At 52.8% G+C, this 21920-nt stretch carries 21 protein-coding genes; 13 read left to right on the top strand and 8 right to left on the bottom strand.

Translation table 11 applies throughout. The features are described 5' to 3' along the window. Positions 1 to 220 precede the first annotated feature (220 nt). The gene (gene sohB, locus ACMGG3_RS07955; protein WP_020882437.1) at positions 221 to 1267 is read left to right on the top strand and encodes a protease SohB; all 1047 of its coding nucleotides are present in this window, start codon (positions 221 to 223) and stop codon (positions 1265 to 1267) included. A 34-nt stretch (positions 1268 to 1301) separates the two neighbouring features. On the opposite strand, the gene ACMGG3_RS07950 is transcribed toward sohB, so the two are convergent. Continuing rightward, on the bottom strand, positions 1302 to 1553 hold the full coding sequence (locus tag ACMGG3_RS07950; RefSeq protein ID WP_020882438.1) for a YciN family protein: 252 nt from the start codon (positions 1551 to 1553) through the stop codon (positions 1302 to 1304). A 399-nt stretch (positions 1554 to 1952) separates the two neighbouring features. Between ACMGG3_RS07950 and topA the strand changes: the two genes are divergently transcribed. The 6 genes from topA (at position 1953) to acnA (ending at position 9442) form a co-directional block, all read left to right on the top strand. Further along, entirely contained in the window at positions 1953 to 4550 is a 2598-nt protein-coding gene (topA, locus tag ACMGG3_RS07945) for a type I DNA topoisomerase (protein ID WP_414149764.1), read from the top strand. 187 nt (positions 4551 to 4737) lie between these two features. Next, on the top strand, positions 4738 to 5712 hold the full coding sequence (cysB, locus tag ACMGG3_RS07940; RefSeq protein ID WP_006175683.1) for an HTH-type transcriptional regulator CysB: 975 nt from the start codon (positions 4738 to 4740) through the stop codon (positions 5710 to 5712). A 338-nt stretch (positions 5713 to 6050) separates the two neighbouring features. After that, complete coding sequence (locus ACMGG3_RS07935; protein ID WP_214579162.1) at positions 6051 to 6191, top strand: YmiA family putative membrane protein; 141 nt, start codon at positions 6051 to 6053, stop codon at positions 6189 to 6191. 2 nt (positions 6192 to 6193) lie between these two features. Beyond that, positions 6194 to 6364, top strand: coding sequence for a hypothetical protein (locus ACMGG3_RS07930; protein WP_032669764.1), 171 nt, complete (start codon positions 6194 to 6196; stop codon positions 6362 to 6364). A gap of 140 nt (positions 6365 to 6504) precedes the next feature. After that, positions 6505 to 6603, top strand: a complete 99-nt coding sequence (gene ymiC / locus ACMGG3_RS07925) for a small membrane protein YmiC (RefSeq protein ID WP_032669830.1) — start codon at positions 6505 to 6507, stop codon at positions 6601 to 6603. 163 nt (positions 6604 to 6766) lie between these two features. Beyond that, a complete protein-coding gene (gene acnA / locus ACMGG3_RS07920) occupies positions 6767 to 9442 on the top strand; it encodes an aconitate hydratase AcnA (RefSeq protein ID WP_414149763.1) in 2676 nt (891 codons plus the stop codon). A 44-nt stretch (positions 9443 to 9486) separates the two neighbouring features. On the opposite strand, the gene ribA is transcribed toward acnA, so the two are convergent. Continuing rightward, a complete protein-coding gene (gene ribA / locus ACMGG3_RS07915) occupies positions 9487 to 10077 on the bottom strand; it encodes a GTP cyclohydrolase II (protein WP_003856813.1) in 591 nt (196 codons plus the stop codon). A gap of 197 nt (positions 10078 to 10274) precedes the next feature. On the opposite strand from ribA, the gene pgpB reads away from it, so the two are divergent. The 5 genes from pgpB to yciH all read left to right on the top strand — a co-directional run bounded on the left by pgpB (position 10275) and on the right by yciH (position 13924). Then, the gene (gene pgpB / locus ACMGG3_RS07910) at positions 10275 to 11042 is read left to right on the top strand and encodes a phosphatidylglycerophosphatase B (protein ID WP_414149762.1); all 768 of its coding nucleotides are present in this window, start codon (positions 10275 to 10277) and stop codon (positions 11040 to 11042) included. A gap of 148 nt (positions 11043 to 11190) precedes the next feature. Then, complete coding sequence (locus tag ACMGG3_RS07905; RefSeq protein ID WP_013096374.1) at positions 11191 to 11499, top strand: LapA family protein; 309 nt, start codon at positions 11191 to 11193, stop codon at positions 11497 to 11499. A 6-nt stretch (positions 11500 to 11505) separates the two neighbouring features. Continuing rightward, the gene (gene lapB, locus ACMGG3_RS07900) at positions 11506 to 12675 is read left to right on the top strand and encodes a lipopolysaccharide assembly protein LapB (RefSeq protein WP_014170367.1); all 1170 of its coding nucleotides are present in this window, start codon (positions 11506 to 11508) and stop codon (positions 12673 to 12675) included. A gap of 185 nt (positions 12676 to 12860) precedes the next feature. Beyond that, on the top strand, positions 12861 to 13598 hold the full coding sequence (gene pyrF / locus ACMGG3_RS07895; protein WP_020882443.1) for an orotidine-5'-phosphate decarboxylase: 738 nt from the start codon (positions 12861 to 12863) through the stop codon (positions 13596 to 13598). Next, complete coding sequence (gene yciH / locus ACMGG3_RS07890) at positions 13598 to 13924, top strand: stress response translation initiation inhibitor YciH (protein ID WP_014170365.1); 327 nt, start codon at positions 13598 to 13600, stop codon at positions 13922 to 13924. The genes pyrF and yciH overlap by 1 nt, the downstream gene beginning before the upstream one ends. A 103-nt stretch (positions 13925 to 14027) precedes the next feature. On the opposite strand, the gene osmB is transcribed toward yciH, so the two are convergent. The 3 genes from osmB to ACMGG3_RS07875 all read right to left on the bottom strand — a co-directional run bounded on the left by osmB (position 14028) and on the right by ACMGG3_RS07875 (position 15488). Beyond that, entirely contained in the window at positions 14028 to 14246 is a 219-nt protein-coding gene (gene osmB / locus ACMGG3_RS07885) for an osmotically-inducible lipoprotein OsmB (protein WP_008501216.1), read from the bottom strand. Between the two features lie 263 nt (positions 14247 to 14509). Beyond that, positions 14510 to 15262: a DNA-binding transcriptional regulator YciT gene (locus ACMGG3_RS07880; RefSeq protein WP_047356767.1), complete on the bottom strand. Its 753-nt coding sequence runs from the start codon at positions 15260 to 15262 to the stop codon at positions 14510 to 14512. Positions 15263 to 15305: 43 nt separating this feature from the next. Then, on the bottom strand, positions 15306 to 15488 hold the full coding sequence (locus tag ACMGG3_RS07875) for a hypothetical protein (protein WP_025204000.1): 183 nt from the start codon (positions 15486 to 15488) through the stop codon (positions 15306 to 15308). A gap of 192 nt (positions 15489 to 15680) precedes the next feature. Between ACMGG3_RS07875 and ACMGG3_RS07870 the strand changes: the two genes are divergently transcribed. Then, the gene (locus tag ACMGG3_RS07870; protein WP_414149761.1) at positions 15681 to 16547 is read left to right on the top strand and encodes a crotonase/enoyl-CoA hydratase family protein; all 867 of its coding nucleotides are present in this window, start codon (positions 15681 to 15683) and stop codon (positions 16545 to 16547) included. Here ACMGG3_RS07870 and pdeR read toward each other — a convergent pair. The 3 genes from pdeR to ACMGG3_RS07855 all read right to left on the bottom strand — a co-directional run bounded on the left by pdeR (position 16544) and on the right by ACMGG3_RS07855 (position 21869). Next, entirely contained in the window at positions 16544 to 18535 is a 1992-nt protein-coding gene (gene pdeR, locus ACMGG3_RS07865) for a cyclic di-GMP phosphodiesterase (RefSeq protein ID WP_014170361.1), read from the bottom strand. The two genes, ACMGG3_RS07870 and pdeR, sit on opposite strands and share 4 nt — an antisense overlap. Before the next feature lie 324 nt (positions 18536 to 18859). Continuing rightward, positions 18860 to 20794, bottom strand: a complete 1935-nt coding sequence (locus ACMGG3_RS07860; protein WP_414149760.1) for an exoribonuclease II — start codon at positions 20792 to 20794, stop codon at positions 18860 to 18862. Between the two features lie 88 nt (positions 20795 to 20882). After that, on the bottom strand, positions 20883 to 21869 hold the full coding sequence (locus tag ACMGG3_RS07855) for a CMD domain-containing protein (protein ID WP_414149759.1): 987 nt from the start codon (positions 21867 to 21869) through the stop codon (positions 20883 to 20885). Positions 21870 to 21920 lie beyond the last annotated feature (51 nt).

Genomic DNA, 21920 nt, shown 5'->3' with positions numbered 1-21920 from the left:
GACGCCTTCTTTATGACTTTTCGGCTTTATGCCCGAATTAGCATGAGAATTCAATCAGTCTACAGGAGGCATTACTGTAAAATTAACAATTTGCAAATATTTAAACCCCCATGAGGGGATTCCTGAAGCAGGCTCGCAGAGGTAATGTCACGAGCGAGACGCATGGGCAGGGCTGTTGTACACTGCCGTGAAAGAATCGTGGTTAAACAAGGTGGAACGCGTGGAATTACTTTCTCAGTATGGGTTGTTTTTGGCCAAAATCGCAACGGTGGTGATTGCCATTGCGGTGATTGCCGTTCTGATTGTAAACCTGACGCAGCGTAAGCGTCAGCGTGGGGAGTTACGCATTACCCGCCTGAGTGAGCAGTATAAAGAGATGCAGGAAGATATGTCTCTGTCGCTGCTCGATAGCCATCAACAGAAGCAGTGGCTTAAAGCGCAGAAGAAAAAGCATAAACAGGAAGCCAAAGCGGCAAAAGCGAAAGCAAAGCTCAATGCACCGCAGGATGAGGCAAAGCCACGCGTCTATGTGCTCGACTTTAAAGGCAGCATGGATGCGCATGAAGTTTCTTCTCTGCGCGAAGAGGTCACTGCCGTTCTTGCCGTGGCAAAACCGCAGGATCAGGTGGTGGTGCGTCTTGAAAGCCCGGGCGGTGTGGTACACGGTTACGGACTGGCTGCGTCACAGCTGCAGCGCCTGCGTGAAAAACAGATCCCGCTGACCGTTGCGGTGGATAAAGTCGCGGCGAGCGGTGGCTACATGATGGCCTGCGTCGCGGATAAAATTGTGGCGGCACCGTTTTCTATTATTGGTTCAATCGGTGTGGTTGCGCAAATCCCTAACTTTAACCGCTTCCTCAAAAACAAAGAGATCGACATTGAACTGCACACGGCCGGGCAGTACAAACGCACTCTGACGCTGCTGGGGGAAAACACGGAAGAAGGGCGTCAGAAATTCCGTGAAGATCTCAATGAAACGCACCACCTCTTTAAAGACTTTGTGCACCGCATGCGCCCATCGCTCGATATTGAGCAGGTCGCGACGGGGGAGCACTGGTACGGTATCCAGGCCCAGGAGAAAGGACTGGTAGATGAAGTGGGCACCAGCGATGACCTGCTGCTGAACCTGATGGATGGCCGTGAGCTGGTGGGCGTGCGCTTTACGCAGCGCAAGCGTCTGCTCGATCGCTTTACCAACAGTGCGGCAGAAAGTGCCGATCGGCTGTTGCTCCGCTGGCTACAGCGCGGACAAAAACCGTTGCTGTAAACAAAAACGCGAGGCTCAGGCCTCGCGTTTAGCATTAATCAACCAGGTGATATTTCTCTGAAAGCGTATGCGCCAGGTATTTAAACATGTTAAACACGGCGGTGCTTTTCGGGGTAGGTAGCCCCTGTTCGTCAAGGAAGTATTCGCCGCTGAAAACCAGCACGCCATTACGCTGTTCTACGCCGGTGGCTTCAATGCCCGCCAGAGTATCTTCATGATCACGGATAAGCTTGTTTGCTTCGATAAGCAGAGAGACTCGGTCAATTGGTTGGGTCGTATTGTGCATAATCCACTCCTTAAACAGTGACAATAGTCTACGCCGAGGGCGCTTTGGGGGCAAATTTTCCCTGTAATCTGAGGGGATAAGGCGCAGGAGCCTGGCTGGCGTGATTTGCTTTTGCATGCTAATAAAGTTGCGTAACGGATTTTATCAGGTAGAGTGTGCGCTTTCGTCATTCTGGCAACAGAATTGCTTGACATTCGACCGGTAATTCGTCACGAATCATATGAGGCGTGAGAAAAATACCCGAAAACTCAATCACCTGGGCGTCATTTCTCTGACGTTCGGTAAGACAAAGGGGTTGATATCCCCTGACGCAGTCGCAATATCAATGACGCGTCGTCAGTGGAAGGGAAATCAACGTGCGGCGTATTCCTGGAAGAATTAAATTAGGTAAAGGTGAATATGGGTAAAGCTCTCGTCATCGTTGAGTCCCCGGCAAAAGCCAAAACGATCAATAAGTATCTGGGTAATGACTACGTGGTTAAGTCCAGCGTGGGTCATATCCGCGATTTGCCGACCAGTGGCTCAGCCAGCAAAAAGAGCGCAGACTCTACCTCCACCAAAGGGGCTAAAAAGCCTAAAAAGGATGAACGTAGCGCGCTTGTCAACCGCATGGGTGTTAACCCATGGCACAACTGGGATGCACAATACGAAGTGCTGCCCGGGAAAGAAAAAGTTGTTAATGAGCTGAAACAGCTTGCTGAAAAAGCAGACCACATCTATCTCGCAACCGACCTTGACCGCGAAGGGGAAGCCATTGCGTGGCACCTGCGGGAAGTGATCGGTGGTGATGACAAACGCTACAGCCGTGTAGTGTTTAACGAAATTACGAAGAATGCGATTCGTCAGGCGTTTGAAAAGCCGGGCGAACTGAACATTGACCGTGTAAACGCGCAGCAGGCACGTCGCTTTATGGACCGTGTTGTAGGCTACATGGTGTCTCCACTGCTGTGGAAAAAGATTGCCCGTGGTCTGTCCGCAGGCCGTGTGCAATCCGTTGCCGTGCGTCTTGTCGTTGAACGTGAACGCGAAATTAAAGCGTTTGTGCCAGAAGAGTTCTGGGAAGTCGACGCGAATGTCACCACGCCGGGCGGGGATGCTCTGCCGCTGCAGGTGAGCCATCAGAACGACAAGCCTTTCCGTCCTGAAAACCGTGACCAGACCATGGCCGCGGTGGCGCTGCTGGAAAAAGCACGCTATCAGGTTCTGGAGCGTGAAGACAAACCGACCAGCAGTAAGCCTGGCGCACCGTTTATTACCTCTACGCTGCAACAGGCCGCAAGCACGCGTCTGGGTTATGGCGTGAAGAAAACCATGATGATGGCCCAGCGCTTGTATGAAGCGGGTTACATCACCTACATGCGTACCGACTCGACTAACCTGAGTCAGGATGCGGTTAACATGGTGCGCGGCTATATCGGTGACAATTTCGGTAAGAAATACCTGCCGGAAAGCGCTAACCAGTACGCCAGCAAAGAGAACTCACAGGAAGCGCACGAAGCCATTCGTCCTTCTGACGTCTCTGTGTTAGCGGAATCGCTGAAGGATATGGAAGCCGACGCCCAGAAGCTGTACCAGCTTATCTGGCGCCAGTTCGTCGCGTGTCAAATGACACCCGCGCAGTACGATTCCACTACGCTTACCGTTGGTGCGGGTGATTTCCGGCTGAAAGCGCGTGGCCGTATCCTGCGTTTCGACGGCTGGACGAAAGTCATGCCTGCACTGCGTAAAGGCGACGAAGACCGAACGCTGCCGGCGGTGAACAAAGGGGATGAACTCTCTCTGGTTGACCTTGTGCCAGCTCAGCACTTTACCAAGCCGCCTGCGCGCTTTAGCGAAGCATCGCTGGTAAAAGAGCTGGAGAAACGCGGTATTGGTCGTCCGTCAACCTATGCGTCAATCATTTCGACCATTCAGGATCGTGGCTATGTGCGTGTTGAAAACCGCCGTTTCTACGCTGAAAAAATGGGCGAGATCGTAACCGACCGTCTGGAAGCCAACTTCCGCGAGTTGATGAACTACGACTTTACCGCACAGATGGAAGACAGTCTTGACCAGGTTGCCAGCCATCAGGCGGAGTGGAAGAAAGTGCTCGACAGCTTCTTCAGCGACTTTACCAACCAGCTTGAAAAAGCGGAGAAAGATCCTGAAGAGGGCGGCATGCTGCCTAATCAGATGGTACTGACCAGCATCGATTGCCCAACCTGTGGCCGAAAGATGGGGATCCGTACTGCGACAACAGGCGTCTTCCTCGGTTGCTCCGGCTATGCGTTATCGCCGAAAGAGCGCTGCAAAACCACCATCAACCTGGTACCTGAGAACGAAGTTCTTAACGTGCTGGAGGGTGACGATGCAGAAACCAATGCCCTGCGTGCCAAACGTCGTTGTAAGAAATGTGGCACGGCGATGGACAGCTACCTGATCGATCCGAAACGCAAATTGCACGTCTGCGGGAATAACCCAACGTGTGATGGTTATGAGATCGAAGAGGGTGAGTTCCGCATCAAAGGCTATGACGGCCCTATCGTTGAGTGTGAGAAGTGTGGCTCGGAAATGCACCTGAAAATGGGGCGTTTCGGGAAATACATGGCGTGCACCAACGACGAGTGTAAGAACACCCGTAAGATTCTGCGTAACGGTGAAGTCGCGCCGCCGAAGGAAGATCCGGTTCCGCTGCCAGAATTGCCGTGTGAGAAGTCTGACGCCTATTTCGTGCTGCGTGACGGTGCTGCCGGGGTCTTCCTCGCGGCCAACACCTTCCCGAAATCGCGTGAAACCCGCGCGCCGCTGGTGGAAGAGCTGCATCGCTTCCGCGACCGTCTGCCTGAGAAATTGCGTTATCTGGCCGATGCGCCACAGCAGGATCCTGAAGGGAATAAAACGGTGTTACGTTTTAGCCGTAAAACAAAACAGCAGTACGTTGCGGCTGAGAAAGAGGGGAAAGCGACCGGTTGGTCCGCCTTCTTTGTCGACGGAAAATGGGTTGAAGGCAAGAAATAATCTTCCCTAACCGTAACTTACCTGTAAAAGGGCCGGACTTCCGGCCCTTTTTTATTACCTTGTTATTATTTTTTGTTCCGTACTATACAGTCAGGCTATAAATGATATAGTGGTTATAGTTAACCCTTTTCTTATTATCAAATCGTCTTAAGCGATTGACCGCGTGCGCTAAATCGGATGGTCTGGCATGAAATTACAGCAGCTTCGTTATATCGTTGAGGTGGTGAATCACAACCTTAACGTCTCTTCTACCGCTGAGGGGTTATATACCTCGCAACCGGGCATCAGCAAACAGGTTCGTATGCTGGAGGACGAATTAGGTATCCAGATTTTCGCCCGCAGCGGTAAACACCTCACGCAGGTGACACCCGCCGGGCAGGAAATCATTCGTATTGCCCGGGAAGTCCTCTCCAAAGTTGACGCTATTAAGTCCGTGGCGGGTGAACATACCTGGCCGGATAAAGGCTCGCTTTATATTGCCACAACGCATACTCAGGCGCGTTATGCGCTGCCAGGCGTTATTAAGGGCTTTATAGAACGTTATCCCCGCGTCTCTTTGCATATGCATCAGGGCTCGCCCACGCAAATCGCTGAAGCGGTTTCAAAGGGCAACGCGGACTTTGCCATCGCGACAGAAGCGCTTCACCTGTATGACGATCTGGTTATGCTACCGTGCTACCACTGGAACCGTTCTATCGTAGTGACCCCGGATCATCCGCTGGCGGGGAAAGGGTCGGTGACTATTGAAGAGCTGGCGCAATATCCTTTAGTGACATACACCTTCGGCTTCACCGGACGCTCTGAGCTTGATACGGCCTTTAACCGGGCGGGATTAACGCCGCGCATTGTCTTTACCGCCACGGATGCTGATGTCATTAAAACCTATGTGCGGCTTGGCCTGGGCGTTGGGGTGATTGCCAGCATGGCCGTCGACCCGGTTTCAGATCCGGATTTGGTTCGTCTTGATGCGCACGATATTTTCAGCCACAGCACGACCAAAATTGGTTTCCGTCGCAGCACCTTCCTGCGCAGCTATATGTATGATTTTATTCAACGCTTTGCCCCGCATTTAACGCGTGACGTGGTCGATACGGCGGTTGCATTACGCTCAAATGAAGATATTGAAGAGATGTTTAAAGACATCAAACTTCCGGCAAAATAATCACTCCCGGTATCTTTCCCTCACGGAAAGATACCGAATTAACTCCTCAAAGCTAAATCATAATTATCATCATCTACATTTTCCCTGCCATATAATGTCATTACCCATTTAATCTGTATGGTTTTAATGTCGTGAATTGGCGACAAAAGTAGAAAGTAATTTACGGCTACGCAAATATTTCTTTTCAATTATTTATTTCTGGTCAAAAGATTGAATATTTCCCACCAATTGATGCGTAAATTCACTGGCTTTTCGGCTAAAGTTTCTTTAGGATTTATCTCAACAGATGATTAATTGTACCAATTGTTTGGTCCTAAATGATAAGCGATATCGATTGTATGAGGTTAGCAATGCCTTCAGGAAGTGAAGAACCGCAAAGGGATCCTGCGCTCAAGCGTAAAGCCTGGCTGGCGGTCTTTCTCGTCTCCGCCCTGTTTTGGGTAGTGGTTGCTCTCCTTGCCTGGAAATATTGGGGTTGAATATGGCAGTGACGGTACGTACAGAAACGGTAAAACAGATGTGTCAGCATCGTGACAGTGGTCACAAAGGACGCAAAGCACCTGCGACCGTTGTCCCCGCGTCCTGGAAACTGACGCCACAGCAGCAAGCCTTTATTGATGTGTTCGCAGAAGACGAACCCAAAAAACAATAATTTAGTTAATTGCGTAATGATGCAAATAGTCTGAATAAAGACTCTGCACCTTTGTACTCTTTAATAAATACACATCAGCAATATAGAACTGAGGGCAAACCTCGGAGCCTTTTTAAAAAAAATGCCTGGTGTACCCTATGATGAATAACATGATGTCTCACAAATACTGGTCATGGCTCGGCGTTTTTTCTGTGTCGATCCTGTTCTGGTCTCAGCTCATCTGGCTGGCCTTCCTGTAAATCCAAAACCTCGCTGCGGCGGGGTTTTTTGTTTTCGCACTTCACTGGACCATTCCTAAATTTATCAATTCGGGTTGTTATCAAAACGTTACGACATCTTTGTGTTATCTTTAATTACAGCCCTGATGATTGTCAGGACATCTCTGTAATTAAGGAGGAGCTTATGTCGTTAACCCTACGCGAAGCCAGTAAGGACACATTACAGGCAGAAAACAAAACCTGGCATTACTATAGCCTGCCACTGGCTGCCAGAACGCTTGGGGACATTTCGCGTTTACCCAAGTCCTTGAAAGTTTTGCTGGAAAACCTCTTACGCTGGCAGGATGGCGATTCCGTCACCCTCGAGGATATCCAGGCGCTGGCGGGGTGGCTGAAGAGTGCCCATGCCGACAGAGAAATAGCCTATCGCCCGGCGAGGGTCCTGATGCAGGACTTTACCGGTGTTCCCGCCGTGGTTGATTTAGCCGCCATGCGCGAAGCCGTTAAGCGCCTCGGTGGCGATACGGCAAAAGTGAATCCGCTTTCTCCCGTTGACCTCGTGATTGACCACTCCGTGACCGTTGACCACTTTGGTGATGATGACGCTTTTGGCGAAAACGTACGTCTGGAGATGGAACGTAACCACGAGCGCTATGTCTTCCTGAAATGGGGGCAACAGGCGTTCAGCCGCTTTAGCGTGGTTCCGCCTGGAACCGGTATTTGCCATCAGGTTAACCTCGAATATCTGGGCAAAGCCGTCTGGAGTGAATTGCAGGATAAAGAGTGGGTGGCTTATCCGGATACGCTGGTCGGGACGGATTCACATACCACCATGATTAACGGCCTCGGTGTGCTGGGGTGGGGCGTCGGGGGTATTGAAGCGGAAGCGGCTATGCTTGGTCAGCCGGTGTCGATGCTCATTCCTGATGTGGTGGGTTTCAAACTCACCGGTAAGCTGTCGGAAGGCATTACCGCCACCGACCTGGTGTTGACCGTCACCCAGATGCTGCGTAAGCATGGGGTGGTGGGTAAATTTGTTGAATTCTATGGTGACGGGCTGGATTCGCTGCCGCTGGCCGATCGCGCCACTATCGCCAATATGGCGCCGGAATATGGCGCGACCTGTGGCTTCTTCCCCATCGATGACGTGACGCTGGAATATATGCGCCTGAGTGGTCGCAGTGAAGAGCAGGTCGCGCTGGTCGAGGCCTACACTAAAGCGCAGGGGATGTGGCGAAACACGGGTGATGAGCCGGTATTTACCAGCACGCTTGAGCTGGATATGGGAAGCGTCGAGGCGAGCCTTGCCGGGCCAAAACGCCCGCAGGATCGGGTCGCGTTACCGGACGTGCCGAAAGCTTTTGCCGCCAGCAATGAACTGGAAGTCAATGTCGCGAAAAAAGATCACCGTCCAATAGACTATGTCCTGAACGGACATCAGTATCAACTTCCGGATGGCGCGGTGGTTATTGCCGCTATCACCTCCTGTACCAACACCTCGAACCCAAGCGTTTTGATGGCCGCGGGACTGTTGGCCAAAAAAGCCGTTGAGCTTGGACTGAAACCGCAGCCGTGGGTTAAGGCTTCGCTGGCCCCGGGCTCTAAAGTGGTTTCAGATTACCTGGCGCAGGCAAAACTCACCCCGTACCTTGACGAGCTGGGATTTAATCTCGTGGGTTACGGATGTACTACCTGTATCGGTAACTCCGGTCCGCTGCCTGAGCCGATTGAAACGGCGATCAAGCAGGGCGATCTTACCGTGGGTGCGGTTCTTTCCGGTAACCGCAACTTTGAAGGGCGCATTCATCCGCTGGTGAAAACCAACTGGCTGGCCTCGCCGCCGCTGGTTGTGGCTTACGCGCTGGCGGGAAACATGAACATCAATCTCACGACAGACCCGATTGGTCACGATCGCAAGAACGAGCCTGTTTACCTGAAAGATATCTGGCCGTCTTCACGCGACATCGCGCGAGCCGTTGAAAAGGTCTCAACCGAAATGTTCCGCAAAGAGTATGCGGAAGTGTTTGAGGGCACGCCGGAATGGAAAGCAATTAACGTCGTGGGCTCGGATACTTATGGCTGGCAGGATGATTCGACCTATATTCGTCTGTCACCGTTCTTTGATGACATGCTGGCTGAACCTGCTCCGCTTAAGGATATCCACGGGGCGCGTATTCTGGCGATGCTGGGCGATTCCGTTACCACGGACCACATCTCGCCGGCGGGCAGTATCAAAGCCGACAGCCCGGCAGGCCGCTATCTGCAAAGCCGTGGGGTGGAACGCCGGGACTTCAACTCCTACGGATCGCGTCGTGGTAACCACGAAGTGATGATGCGCGGGACGTTTGCCAACATCCGCATCCGCAACGAAATGGTTCCGGGCGTGGAAGGGGGCATGACGCGTCATTTACCTGGCACGGAAGTGGTATCGATTTATGATGCCGCCGTTAAATACCAGCAGGAAGGCACGCCGCTGGCGGTGATTGCCGGCAAAGAGTACGGCTCCGGCTCCAGTCGAGACTGGGCAGCGAAAGGTCCGCGCCTGCTTGGGGTTCGCGTGGTGATTGCCGAATCTTTCGAGCGTATTCACCGTTCGAATCTTATCGGGATGGGGATCCTGCCGCTAGAGTTCCCGCAGGGCGTCACCCGTAAAACGCTGGGACTGACCGGGGAAGAGCAGATTGATATTAGTGGTCTGCAAAACCTGCAGCCGGGTAAAACGGTTCCGGTGACGTTAACGCGAGCAGACGGTAAAACGGAAGTGCTTGAATGCCGGTGCCGCATTGATACGGCAACCGAGCTGACCTACTACCAGAACGACGGCATATTACATTACGTGATTCGTAAAATGCTGGATTGACGCAGTCAGCCCGGCTCGCGATGGCGATGCCGGGCATCTCGCGATCACTCGCTCAGGAGGTGACCCATTTTGGCGGCTTTGGTATCAAGATAGTGGGCATTTTTCGGGTTACGGCCGACAATCAGCGGAACACGTTCGACGATATTGATCCCCGCTTCGGTCAGGATTTCCACCTTTTTCGGGTTATTGGTCAGCAGACGGACCTCATCAACCCCCAGAAGCTTGAACATATCGGCGCACAGGGTAAAGTCGCGCTCATCGGCAGCAAACCCGAGCTGGTGGTTCGCTTCAACCGTATCGTATCCCTGATCCTGCAGCGCGTAGGCGCGGATTTTATTCAGCAGGCCAATATTACGACCTTCCTGACGGTGATAAAGCAGCACCCCACGACCTTCTTCAGCGATGTGAGAAAGAGCTGCTTCAAGCTGGAAACCGCAATCACAGCGCAGGCTGAACAAGGCATCGCCAGTCAGACACTCCGAATGTACGCGAGAGAGTACCGGCGTCTGTCCTGAAATGTCACCGAACACCAGCGCGACATGATCCTGTCCGGTTGCCAGTTCTTCAAATCCCACCATCAGGAAATCGCCCCATGGGGTTGGCAGTTTGGCTTCTGCCACACGTTTAAGCTGCATGTGATTCTCCAGAGTAGGCTGACACGTTTCGTGCCTTTCGCCTGTTTGGCTTTCTGTATCTGTTCATTTTGCCACAAGCTCAGCACGTTCGCCTAATGGGCGCCATGCTATATGGACGTTAAACGCACGATCCGACATATCCACCCAACAGATGAATTTCAGTTATGATTGTGGTGCTTAGCGAAAAAGGAGAAGACATGCTTTCAATCGCCAGACGTACGGCAGCAGGTGCGGCCATTCTACTTATTATGCCGCTGGCCGTATGGGTTTCAGGCTGGATGTGGCAGCCGGGTCAGAACGCCACATGGCTGAAAACATTATACTGGATAACGGAGACGGTCACCCAGCCGTGGGGAATTATCACGCATGTGATCCTTTGCGCCTGGTTTCTGTGGTGTTTGCGCTTTCGTCTGCGTGCGGCGCTGATGCTCTTTGCGATACTGGGTGGGGCGATCCTCATCGGTCAGGGCGTGAAGTCCTGGGTTAAAGATCATGTCCAGGAGCCGCGTCCTTTTGTCGTCTGGCTGGAAAAAGCGCACCATGTTCCGGTGGATGAGTTCTACAATTTAAAACGTAAAGATCGTGGTGCGCTGGTCAAAGAACAGCTTGCGGAACAGCAGGATATCCCGAAGTTCTTACGTAAACACTGGCAAAAAGAGACCGGGTTTGCTTTTCCTTCCGGCCATACCATGTTTGCCGCCAGCTGGGCGTTACTGGGAGTAGGGCTGCTTTGGCCACGGCGACGTACGGTCACGATCGCGATTTTACTGGTCTGGGCCACAGGGGTGATGGGCAGTCGTTTGCTGCTGGGGATGCACTGGCCGCGGGATTTGGTGGTGGCTACGCTGATCTCATGGCTGCTTGTGACGCTGGCAACATGGCTTGCTGAACGCATCTGCGGTCCGTTAACGCCACCGCCTGTCGAGAAAGAAGAGATCGCCGAAAGGGACCAAAGCGACGCCTGACGGTTGATATTCCGTGTTTTGCCCATAAATCCATGACTGGCGCGTCACTTTTTCCGTTTCGCGCCCGTCACTAAAATGGTAGTTTATAAGGCTGATTGCGGTGAGTTGAACACACTTTATTCGCTTGAACCACATAACGGGAAGTAATGTGAAATATTTACTCATTTTCTTACTGGTATTGGCGATTTTTGTCATTTCAGTCACATTGGGTGCACAAAACGATCAACAGGTGACGTTTAACTATCTGCTGGCGCAGGGCGAGTATCGTGTATCGAGCCTTCTGGCGGTTTTATTCGCCGCGGGCTTTGCGATTGGCTGGCTGGTATGCGGTCTTTTCTGGTTGAAAGTTCGTGTTTCACTTGCGCGCGCTGAACGTAAAATTAAACGACTCGAACATCAAATTGCGCCTGCGTCCGACATTCCGGAAAGCTCTGGTGTGCCGGTCGTCAAGGAATAATCGACTATGCTGGAGTTGTTGTTTCTGCTTTTGCCTGTAGCCGCAGCCTATGGCTGGTATATGGGCCGCAGAAGTGCGCAACAAACAAAACAGGATGAGGCTAACCGACTCTCCCGCGACTACGTTGCTGGGGTGAACTTCCTCCTGAGCAATCAACAGGACAAAGCAGTAGATCTGTTCCTCGATATGCTCAAAGAGGATACGGGCACCGTTGAAGCGCATCTCACCCTGGGAAACCTGTTCCGCTCGCGCGGCGAGGTTGACCGCGCCATTCGTATTCACCAGACCCTTATGGAAAGCGCCTCGTTGACCTACGATCAACGCCTGCTGGCGGTACAACAGCTGGGTCGTGATTACATGGCGGCGGGGCTGTACGACCGTGCAGAAGACATGTTCTCGCAGCTGGTGGATGAAACGGATTTCCGCGTCAGTGCCTTGCAGCAGCTGCTGCAGATTTATCAGGCCACCAGTGACTGGCAGAAAGCCATTGATACAGCCGAGCGTCTGGTAAAGCTGGGCAAAGATAAGCAGCGAGTTGAGATAGCCCACTTCTACTGTGAACTGGCCCTTCAGCAAATGGGCAACGACGACATGGACAAAGCCATGGCGTTGCTTAAAAAGGGTGCCGCCGCTGACCGTAACAGCGCGCGTATCTCCATCATGATGGGGCGCGTCTTTATGGCGAACGGCGACTATGCCAAAGCTGTAGAGAGCCTGTTGCGGGTTATCGACCAGGATAAAGAGCTGGTCAGTGAAACCCTCGACATGCTGCAAACCTGCTATCAACAACTGGATAAGCAGGATGAATGGGTAGCGTTCCTGCGTCGTTGCGTGGAAGAGAACACCGGCGCGACTGCCGAACTGATGCTCTCGGACGTGGTTGAGCAGTATGAGGGCAGTGATACCGCGCAGGTCTATATTACGCGTCAGCTGCAGCGTCATCCGACTATGCGGGTATTCCATAAGCTGATGGACTATCACCTCAACGATGCAGAGGAAGGGCGCGCCAAAGAGAGCCTGATGGTACTGCGCGACATGGTAGGCGAGCAGGTACGAAGCAAACCGCGCTATCGTTGCCAGAAGTGTGGGTTTACGGCGTATACACTGTACTGGCACTGTCCTTCATGCCGGGCATGGTCGACCATCAAGCCAATCCGAGGCCTTGATGGGCAGTAATTTTTAAAAACGATCTATTTTAGTTACAACATACTAATGGGTTTTTAGAACCCGTTGAGCCCGTGCGGTTTGCCGGCCACGCAGGAGAGTAAATCGATCCTGTCAATTTGCAGCGCTGGCAGGTAGAATGCTCGCCGTTTATCTGTTCCGCGCCGCTGCGCGCCCATAGACGAAAAGGGCTGGTCATGACGTCTGTTACTTCCTCCGCTTCCCGCGTAATTACTGATTCTCCTGTTGTTGTTGCGCTTGATTACAATAAACGTGACGCGGCACTGGCCTTTGTCGACGGTATAGACCCTCGCGACTGCCGTCTGAAAGTTGGCAAAGAGATGTTCACGCTGTTTGGACCGCAAATCGTACGCGACCTGCAACAGCGCGGTTTTGACGTTTTCCTCGACCTTAAATTCCACGATATCCCAAATACCACCGCGCACGCCGTGGCTGCTGCTGCAGAACTGGGGGTATGGATGGTCAATGTTCATGCATCGGGGGGGGCAAGAATGATGACCGCGGCCCGTGAAGCGCTCCTGCCGTTCGGCAGCGACGCACCGTTGCTGATTGCCGTAACCGTGCTGACCAGTATGGATGAGAGTGATTTACGCGATCTCGGCGTGACGTTGTCACCTGCTGAGCATGCAGAGCGTCTCGCGCGCCTGACGCAAAATTGCGGGCTTGATGGTGTCGTCTGTTCCGCGCAGGAAGCCGTGCGTTTCAAATCAGAACTGGGCCAGGCTTTCAAACTTGTTACCCCAGGTATCCGCCCGGCCGGCAGCGAGGCAGGCGATCAGCGTCGCATTATGACGCCTGAACAGGCGCTGGCGGCAGGGGTAGACTATATGGTCATCGGGCGTCCTGTGACGCAGTCTGCTAACCCGTCAGAGACGCTCAAGGCGATCAACGCATCACTGAAAAAGGGGGCATAATGACTGATTCCAACAGTCGTCTGGTCTACTCAACAGAAAGTGGGCGCATAGACGAACCAAAAGCGAAAGCCGAGCGCCCGAAGGGGGACGGTATTGTTCGTATCCAGCGTCAAACCAGTGGACGCAAAGGTAAGGGCGTATGCCTTATCTCCGGCATTGATCTTGATGACGCGGAACTGGTTAAGCTGGCCGCCGATCTGAAAAAGAAATGTGGCTGCGGTGGTGCCGTGAAAGACGGCATTATCGAAATCCAGGGCGATAAACGTGATTTAATTAAATCCCTGCTCGAAGCCAAAGGCATGAAAGTGAAACTGGCGGGCGGCTAAAATAGATGAGCCACGGCATTTGCCGTGGCTCTTTTTTTACGTGCGTAAGTCAGACCTGAAATGCGTTCTAATATCGCAGTACCGGTGGAGGCTTATTTAATAATTATTTGCCGACCTGGTGACCGATAATACCACCGACAGCAGCGCCACCTAATGTACCCAGCGTACTACCATCTGTTAATACCGCACCGCCCAGAGCACCAGCACCGGCACCAATTGCGGTGTTGCGGTCACGTTTAGACCAGTTAGAGCAAGCGCTCAGGGACATTGCTACAGTGATTGCCAGAACAGCGGCGGCTAATTTTTTGCTGGTTAAGGTCATAATACTTTCTCCTGAATTATCGATTCACGGAAAGAGCTACGCTTTAAGTATAGACGAATTGAATACTTAAAAACTGTTTTCCGTGAAAGCTGGTCGCGCAGGTGTTACGTAATCACGCAGGTGATAGTCACTTCCTGTTATATCGCTAACATTAATTTTACGACTTTAAGGCGGGTTAAACAGGTAAAAACTCTTAAAGGAGGGTTAGGAATCATCTCAGACAGTAGGGACATAGGCGCCCGACATTCGGGCGCTTAAAGGACTCAGGACGACTTTTTAATAATATTGACGATAAGACCGTCATCTTCCAGTTTAATACGATGCTCTTCGCTCAAACGTTCGTCGGTAATTACACGACTAAAGCGAGAGACTGGCCCCATAGTATAAGGGTGAACGGCGCCAAATTTTGAGCTGTCAGTCAGCACAATGGCCTCACACTCTTTTTCCAGCACCGCATTCACCACATCAGAACGCATCATATCGCGGCCGGTGAAGCCCGTTTCTGGCTGCCAGCCATCAATACCAATAAAGGCCTTACTGAAATGGACCTGCTGAACATACTGGCGGGTCAGGGGGCCAACCATGCTTTCGCTTTTTTTCTGGTAAATGCCGCCCAGCAGGATCACCTCGCAGCGGGTCTCTTTGAGCAGGTGCGCGATATAGCTACTGACCGTGATGATAGTAACGTCTTTCTGTTCGGCAAGCGTACGCGCCAGTAAGGCATTGCTACTGCCGTTTTCGATAAACACCGTCTCGCCATTGTTGACTAAAGACGCGGCAAACTCCGCCAGCTCACGCTTCAGGGCGTAGTTGTTCATCATGCGCGTCTCAACGTCCTCGCTATCGAGCGGGACCGCATATCCATGCGCACGACGCAGGTAGCTCTGTTTCTCCAGCAGGTTAAGATCCTGGCGGATGGTGACTTCTGAAACGCCGGTGGTTTTAGCGAGATCGACTACGCTGACGCGTCCCTGGTCAATGACCATCTGCAAAATGATTTGTTGTCGGGAATTCATAGCATCCAATTAATAAAGCGAAACAGGTTCGAAAACAGCAGGATCAAACTTCCCACGGCGCTTTTGGCTGTCCGTTCTCAGGCGCGTTTTCAGCACCCTTCTGAGCAAGAAGTTCAGACTTCAGGATCTCCAGATTACGGATCGCCGAGTGATAATCGCCTGCCACCAGGATATCCAGCACGGTATCAATACGTTGTGCTACAGCTTGTGCATCAATAGTAGACATAATCTCACCCCAGGTGCGAAAAGGTAATATTTTCAATGATGCAGAAAATGGGATCAAAAGAGAAGGGAAAAAATGCAATAACTAAATTACATAAATGAAAGTGATAAATTTATTCCCCCACATGCTGCGGGCTTAATGAGTGGATTAGTCTAAAACTGCGCGCAAGGCGCTTTTTCTGTGAGGAATTAGACTATGACAGTTATCAACCAGCCTACCTGCACCCTGTTTACCGATACTGAACGTTTCACACAGTTGTCAGCCTACTACGAGGAAGAGCGGCACACCATCTGGATGATGCTGCGGGCGCAACCTCGTCCTTGTTTTAATCATGCGTTAATTGAGGAGATCATGAACCTCTCCTGGCTGGTTCGCCAGTCCGGGTATCTTGTCGATTTTTGGGTAACCGGGTCACTGGTTCCTGAAATGTATAATGCGGGAGGCGATTTACAGTTCTTCGTAGAGTGCATTCTAAATGGACGGCGTGAAGCGTTACGCGCGTATGCACGTGCCTGCGTCGACTGTGTCCACGCAGCGTCGCGGGGGTTTGATACGGGCGCGGTCTCTCTGGCAATGGTTGAAGGCAGCGCGCTAGGCGGTGGGTTTGAGGCTGCGCTGGCACACCATTTTGTTCTCTCTCAGCGCGATGCCCGTCTGGGCTTCCCGGAAATTGCCTTCAACCTGTTCCCGGGCATGGGGGCATATTCGCTGGTCGCACGTCGGGCAGGGATGAAACTGGCGGAAGAACTCATCTACAAGGGGGAGTCGCATACGGCAGAATGGTACGAACAGCATGGATTGGTCGATGTGCTGTTTGAGCCCGGGCAGAGCTACGTCTCCGTCAGAACCTTCATCGACACGCTGCGGCCGAAGCTGAACGGGGTAAGGGCGATGTTGCGCGCCCGAACCCGGGTACTGCAACTGCCGCGCAGTGAACTGATGGATATCACGGAAGACTGGGTTGATGCGGCGTTCTGCCTCGAGCCAAAAGATATCGCCTATATGGAGCGTCTGGTGATGCTGCAAAACCGCCATCATGGGGCGTTACGCAAAGCCAGTTAACGTTGTTTTCGCGACTGATATCGCTTTAGCCATCGCTCGAATGCGGCAGCGGGCATCGGCTTAGCGAAGAGAAAGCCCTGCCGTTCGTTGACGCCGTTCTTGGTCAGAAAGGCGTCTTCTTTCGCGCTCTCGACCCCTTCAGCAATGACCTGCAGGTTTAATGCCTGTGCCACCGCGACGATGGCCCGCACCAGAGACTGGGAGATCGATTGTTTATGAATATCCCTGACGAAGGATTGATCGAGTTTAATGGCGTCGATAGGGAACCGCGCCAGCTGCGACAGAGACGAGTAGCCGGTGCCGAAATCATCAAGATGAATTTGCGCGCCAAGTTTGCTGAACTGCTGGATCACAGAGAGCGCCAGCTCTTCGTTTTCGATAAGGCAGCTTTCCGTGAGTTCAACGTCGATAGGGCAGTATTCAAAATCCAGATCCTTCAGCGCCTGCTTTAAATCGCTGAAAATGGTCTGGTCGGCCAGCTGACGTGCGGAGACGTTGACCGCCACGCGCAGGTTAATCCCCTTATCGCGCCATTTAGCCACCTGGCGCACCACATCAAGCATCACCCAGCGGCCCAGCGGGACAATCAATCCCGACTCCTCGGCATAAGAAATAAACTCCAGCGGAGGGATTAAACCGCGTTCCGGCGACTGCCAGCGCACCAGCGCTTCAAGACTTCGGATTTCACCCCGCCAGGTAATTTTAGGCTGGTAGTGAATCAGAAGTTGATCGTTATCCAGCGCTTTACGCAGGTTGGTATCCAGCCAGAGATATTCAAATACGCGCTGGTTCATCTCGGGTGAGAAGACGCAGAACTTGCCCCGGCCATTCTCTTTCGCCGTGTACATGGCGGTATCGGCATTACGGATGACGCTTTCCCTGTCGTTACCGTGCTGCGGGGCGAGGGCGATACCGAGCGAGCAACCGGTGTAAATTTCTATCAGGCCGATTCTGAACGGCTGGCGCAGACGGGTTAAGATCCGCGACGCCATGGCTTCCAGAGCGCCCTGAGAGGTATCTGTGGCCATGACAATAAACTCATCGCCGCCAAGTCGCGCCAGCACCTGACCGTCATCCAGACAGCTCAGAATGGCCAGAGCGACAGCCTGCAACAGCTGGTCGCCAAACATATGCCCGTAGGCATCGTTGACCTTTTTAAAGTTATCCAGGTCGAGATACACCACGCCGACCTGCGTTTCACCGCGGCTGGCGATGGCATCAGAAATCAGTTCGTGGATCGCGTTACGGTTTGGCAAACCGGTGATGGTGTCGGTATTGGCCAGCACGCGCAGACGCTCCTGGGCGCGGCGCTCCTCGGTAATGTCGGTGCCGGAACAGATAAGGAAAATTTCATTTTTGCCGCTGCCACTATGAACAAACTTGTTTCTGAACAAAAACAACCGTTGCCCTTTACGCGTTTTGATCCAGCGTTCGACCTCGTAGGAGCTGCCGTTGCGAAAAAAACCGGTGATATTGCGCTTCGAAGCTGCCGCTTCGCTGCGGCTCATAAACAGCTTGAACACGTTCTGGCCAATAACTTCTTGTTCTTTCAGGCCGGTATATTCTTCACTCAGCCGATTAAAACGCTGAATATTACCGTTATGATCGAGAATAACGATGACGGAGTTGGCTTCAGAGACAACCTGTTCAGCAAAAGAGAGGCCCTGAGCCAGGTCACGAGCCACGGAGGGCGTATCGTTCCACGCTGACGCGGTGCCGGCCCATTCATTTCGGGTTATTTTGCGCCCCACAAGATGAACCGGGACATCTTCCCCGTACAACGAGAGCGTCATGGAGATGCTGGAGGTAATGACGGTTAACTGGCGGATGAGTTCGGCTTGTTCATCATCCAGCGCCACCACCTCAGTCACATCGGCATTTTCGCTGGCGGCAAGGTGCAGAGCATTGCTGTCAGCTGTCATTCGCCACCAGGGGCTATGCGTACCCATGTAACGAAACAGCAAATTCTGCTCCAGATCGTCCATCATGTTTTCTCCCGCAGCTGCTCATTAGCGCACAAATTATTCATTTGCCGTCGACTTTTCCGTTGTGAAACAGCGGCAACCCCAAAATGAACGTCGTGTTTTTTCCCGGTTTTCTTATAAAAAACGCGTCTGGCGAAAAAGGGTATTTATTGTATAAAAATTCATGTAACCGAATATAACGGCACTCTTTTACTGTAGATAATTATGGCAATTTTGGGCGGGAAGACGCTGAAAATAGTACGAAAAAATAATGATTTTGCGGCGGGGGTTCAAAAGAAAAATTGTCGGCGCTTCCCGAAGGGAAACGGCCGACAATTTAAGCGGTTATCAGGCGACCGGGCGCGCGATAACGCTGCGGGTTTCCATGCGAACTTCAGCGATGTTTACGTCAATCACGTCTGTGACTTTGTAAACTGTTTCACCTTTGATTTGCACAGTACCATTTTCCTGGCTGCAGACCAGTTCGTCACGGACAGCATGCAGGAACGGGGCAGGGATAAAGGCGACGGCACCGTTATCCACCAGGCGAACGCGCATACCGCCCCGGCTGATATCAATGATTTCTGCGGCGAAGCGAGTATCTGTACCCGCTTTATCCTGCAGGTAGCGTGCGTACAGCCAGTCTCCCACGTCACGTTCCGCCATACGGTTCAGGCGACGTCGTTCGGCCATCTGCAGGGTGGTGTCATTTTGCGGACGCGCAATGGACTCACCCTTAATGATCGCCTTCAGCAGACGGTGGTTGACCATGTCGCCATACTTACGAATAGGTGACGTCCAGGTCGCGTAGGCTTCCAGGCCGAGGCCAAAGTGTGGACCCGGCTCGGTGCTGATTTCAGCAAAGGACTGGAAACGACGGATACGGCTGTCGAGGAAACCGGATGGCTGTGCATCCAGCTCGCGGCGCAGCTTACAGAAGCCCTGCAACGTCAGCACTTCTTCAGGGTCAACGTGCATATCGTGGTTCTTCAGCAGAGCCGCCAGCGCTTCGGTATTGGCCGGATCAAAACCGGTGTGGACGTTGTAAATACCAAAGCCCAGCTTGTCACGCAGGACGCGAGCGGCACAAATGTTGGCAGAAATCATCGCTTCTTCAACAATGCGGTTCGCAATGCGACGCGGTTCAGCCACGATATTCAGCACTTCGCCTTTCTCACCCAGCACAAAGCGATAGTCCGGACGATCCTTAAAGACCAGCGCATGGGTTTTACGCCACTCGCCGCGGTTCAAACAAATGCGGTGCAGCAGGCGGATCTGTGCGGCAATCGCGTCTGATTCCGGTTTCCAGGTGCCGGTATTCTCAAGCCAGTCGGAAACATTGTCGTAGGCCAGCTTGGCTTTCGATTCGATGGTTGCGGCAAAAAATTCAATATCGTCTTCGATCGCGCCATCGGCGGCGATGGTCATGCGGCAGGCAAGGACCGGACGCACTTCATTTGGACGCAGTGAGCAGAGGTCATCTGACAGTTCGCGCGGCAACATGGGGATGTTGAAGCCCGGCAGGTAGTTAGTGAACGATCGGACTTTTGCCATATCGTCCAGCTTGCTGCCTTCAACGATCCAGGCGGTGGGATCGGCAATGGCGACGGTCAAATGCAATTTGCCATCAGCGCTCTCTTCCGCATACAGCGCATCATCCATATCTTCTGTGCTGGCGCTGTCGATAGTGACAAACTCCAGGGCAGTGAGGTCGCGACGCGTCAGGCCTTCGTCCTGCATTTCAGTCGCTACGCCGTCTGGCGCTTCTTTCTCAAGATTATGGCGTGCAAGCGTCACCCACCATGGCACGAAATGGTCGTCGCCAAAGGTGATGAACTGGGTCAGTTCAGCATAAAAGCCACGATCGCCTTTCAGAGGATGACGGCGCATTTCTGCTATGGCCCAGTCACCTTCTTTGAAATCATGCTCAACACCACGGGCGGCGCGGCAAGGAATGGCATCTTTCAGCAGGGGATGATCCGGCACGATAGAAAGACGATCGTCTTTTCGCTGGACCTTGCCCACGAAGCGGGTCAGGAACGGTTCGATCAGTTCTTCTGGCTCGGCGGACTCACGTTCCTTTTCGGTATGAATGACGGCCGTAATGCGGTCGCCATGCATCACTTTCTTCATCTGCGGTGGCGGAATGAAGTAGCTTTTCTGCGCATCAACTTCAAGGAAGCCAAAGCCCTTTTCCGTGGCTTTTACGACCCCTTCTGCACGCGGCGTCTGGGAATGCAGTTGCTGTTTAAGCTGCGCTAGCAGCGGGTTGTCCTGAAACATAATGTTCTATTTTCGTAGCCATTGAGCGGCTGACAGTTTTACGCGATTCTCACTGTCACAGCAAGCGGTCTTTGGGTAATTAGTATGGTTATTCCCCTTTGCCAAACGCGACTTTCAGGCGTTCAAGCCAGCCATCCATCGCGCTCCGGGTGAGCAGTTTTATCGCCCGTACCGCAGGCAGTCCTTGTTCAGTGAGCGGGGTGAACTGTGCGGCACTGAAGCGGTCCGGAGAACGCGTCAACAAGTCGATTGCCGCCGAAAGCGCCGGCGAATCAAGAGAAATATCATCATGGCTGTTTACCAGGATCTCACCCGTCAGGTCGAGCAGGATGGGCTCATGGCTGAGTACCGGCGTCAGCGCTTCAAGGGCGGGTTCGGCCTGCCAGCGGGAAAGCGATTCAAGCTGATGCGCGCTGGCATAACGCAGTTCAACGACAGGTAAAAGCGCCACCCAGGACTCAGGAGCAGCTGGCAGCGTGTGCGGCTGAATATAATGGCCGGGCAGCCAGCGTACAGGATGCCCCAGCAGGGCCTGAAAGACGGCCACCACGCGTGCCTGAAAACCGATAAAGCCGATAATCTGATTAATAAGCACCATGTCGTAGGTTGTCAGGCCCACCTCATCAAGCTGCTGCTGTGCTTTATCATCGATGACATCAGGTGAGCTGGCGAGCTGACGGGCGTACTGGGTGATTTGTGCCAGGCGGCGGTTACTTTCGCGTGAGGAGTCAGGGCCGGGAAGCGGGGCGAGGAGGGCGGCATAGTGGTTACACAACCGTTGGACGCCACAGGCCTGCGCGACCGTTAATGCAGTACTCAATCTGTCGTAGGCGCTGAGCGTATGCAGCCGGTTAACGGAGATTGAGAGCGGAAACAACAGGTGGCATAAGGTTCTGGCAGGGGTGAGCCAGCCAGTACAGGCGGCGACAATCTCGACAGGCAGGGCTAAATCGAGCAAAAAACGATCGTCGACGTTAGCGGCTTCGGGCACCAGAGGCAGAACATCCGTCTGCGCGTGGTTTGACTGGGTTTCGTGGTACCAGTGGCCTTTGCCGGAAAAACGGCGTTGTTCCATGGGCGTTCCTTGATCTCAAAATGGCGATCAATATCCTGGCGTAAGGCAGAT

Source organism: Enterobacter sp. BNK-18 (genome assembly GCF_047456135.1).
Lineage (GTDB): Bacteria > Pseudomonadota > Gammaproteobacteria > Enterobacterales > Enterobacteriaceae > Enterobacter > Enterobacter ludwigii.
This window is presented reverse-complemented; position numbering and strand designations above follow the sequence as displayed.

Bases quoted from the DNA above. Each gene is read 5' to 3' on its own strand.
- ACMGG3_RS07880 (WP_047356767.1), bottom strand. From the start codon at position 15,262: ATGAATTCCCGACAACAAATCATTTTGCAGATGGTCATTGACCAGGGA.
- lapB (WP_014170367.1), top strand. From the start codon at position 11,506: ATGCTGGAGTTGTTGTTTCTGCTTTTGCCTGTAGCCGCAGCCTATGGC.
- ACMGG3_RS07855 (WP_414149759.1), bottom strand. From the start codon at position 21,869: ATGGAACAACGCCGTTTTTCCGGCAAAGGCCACTGGTACCACGAAACC.
- ACMGG3_RS07930 (WP_032669764.1), top strand. From the start codon at position 6,194: ATGGCAGTGACGGTACGTACAGAAACGGTAAAACAGATGTGTCAGCAT.
- yciH (WP_014170365.1), top strand. From the start codon at position 13,598: ATGACTGATTCCAACAGTCGTCTGGTCTACTCAACAGAAAGTGGGCGC.
- topA (WP_414149764.1), top strand. From the start codon at position 1,953: ATGGGTAAAGCTCTCGTCATCGTTGAGTCCCCGGCAAAAGCCAAAACG.
- ribA (WP_003856813.1), bottom strand. From the start codon at position 10,077: ATGCAGCTTAAACGTGTGGCAGAAGCCAAACTGCCAACCCCATGGGGC.
- ACMGG3_RS07935 (WP_214579162.1), top strand. From the start codon at position 6,051: ATGAGGTTAGCAATGCCTTCAGGAAGTGAAGAACCGCAAAGGGATCCT.
- osmB (WP_008501216.1), bottom strand. From the start codon at position 14,246: ATGACCTTAACCAGCAAAAAATTAGCCGCCGCTGTTCTGGCAATCACT.
- ACMGG3_RS07875 (WP_025204000.1), bottom strand. From the start codon at position 15,488: ATGTCTACTATTGATGCACAAGCTGTAGCACAACGTATTGATACCGTG.
- cysB (WP_006175683.1), top strand. From the start codon at position 4,738: ATGAAATTACAGCAGCTTCGTTATATCGTTGAGGTGGTGAATCACAAC.
- acnA (WP_414149763.1), top strand. From the start codon at position 6,767: ATGTCGTTAACCCTACGCGAAGCCAGTAAGGACACATTACAGGCAGAA.
- ymiC (WP_032669830.1), top strand. From the start codon at position 6,505: ATGAATAACATGATGTCTCACAAATACTGGTCATGGCTCGGCGTTTTT.
- ACMGG3_RS07950 (WP_020882438.1), bottom strand. From the start codon at position 1,553: ATGCACAATACGACCCAACCAATTGACCGAGTCTCTCTGCTTATCGAA.
- pdeR (WP_014170361.1), bottom strand. From the start codon at position 18,535: ATGATGGACGATCTGGAGCAGAATTTGCTGTTTCGTTACATGGGTACG.
- pyrF (WP_020882443.1), top strand. From the start codon at position 12,861: ATGACGTCTGTTACTTCCTCCGCTTCCCGCGTAATTACTGATTCTCCT.
- ACMGG3_RS07860 (WP_414149760.1), bottom strand. From the start codon at position 20,794: ATGTTTCAGGACAACCCGCTGCTAGCGCAGCTTAAACAGCAACTGCAT.
- pgpB (WP_414149762.1), top strand. From the start codon at position 10,275: ATGCTTTCAATCGCCAGACGTACGGCAGCAGGTGCGGCCATTCTACTT.
- ACMGG3_RS07870 (WP_414149761.1), top strand. From the start codon at position 15,681: ATGACAGTTATCAACCAGCCTACCTGCACCCTGTTTACCGATACTGAA.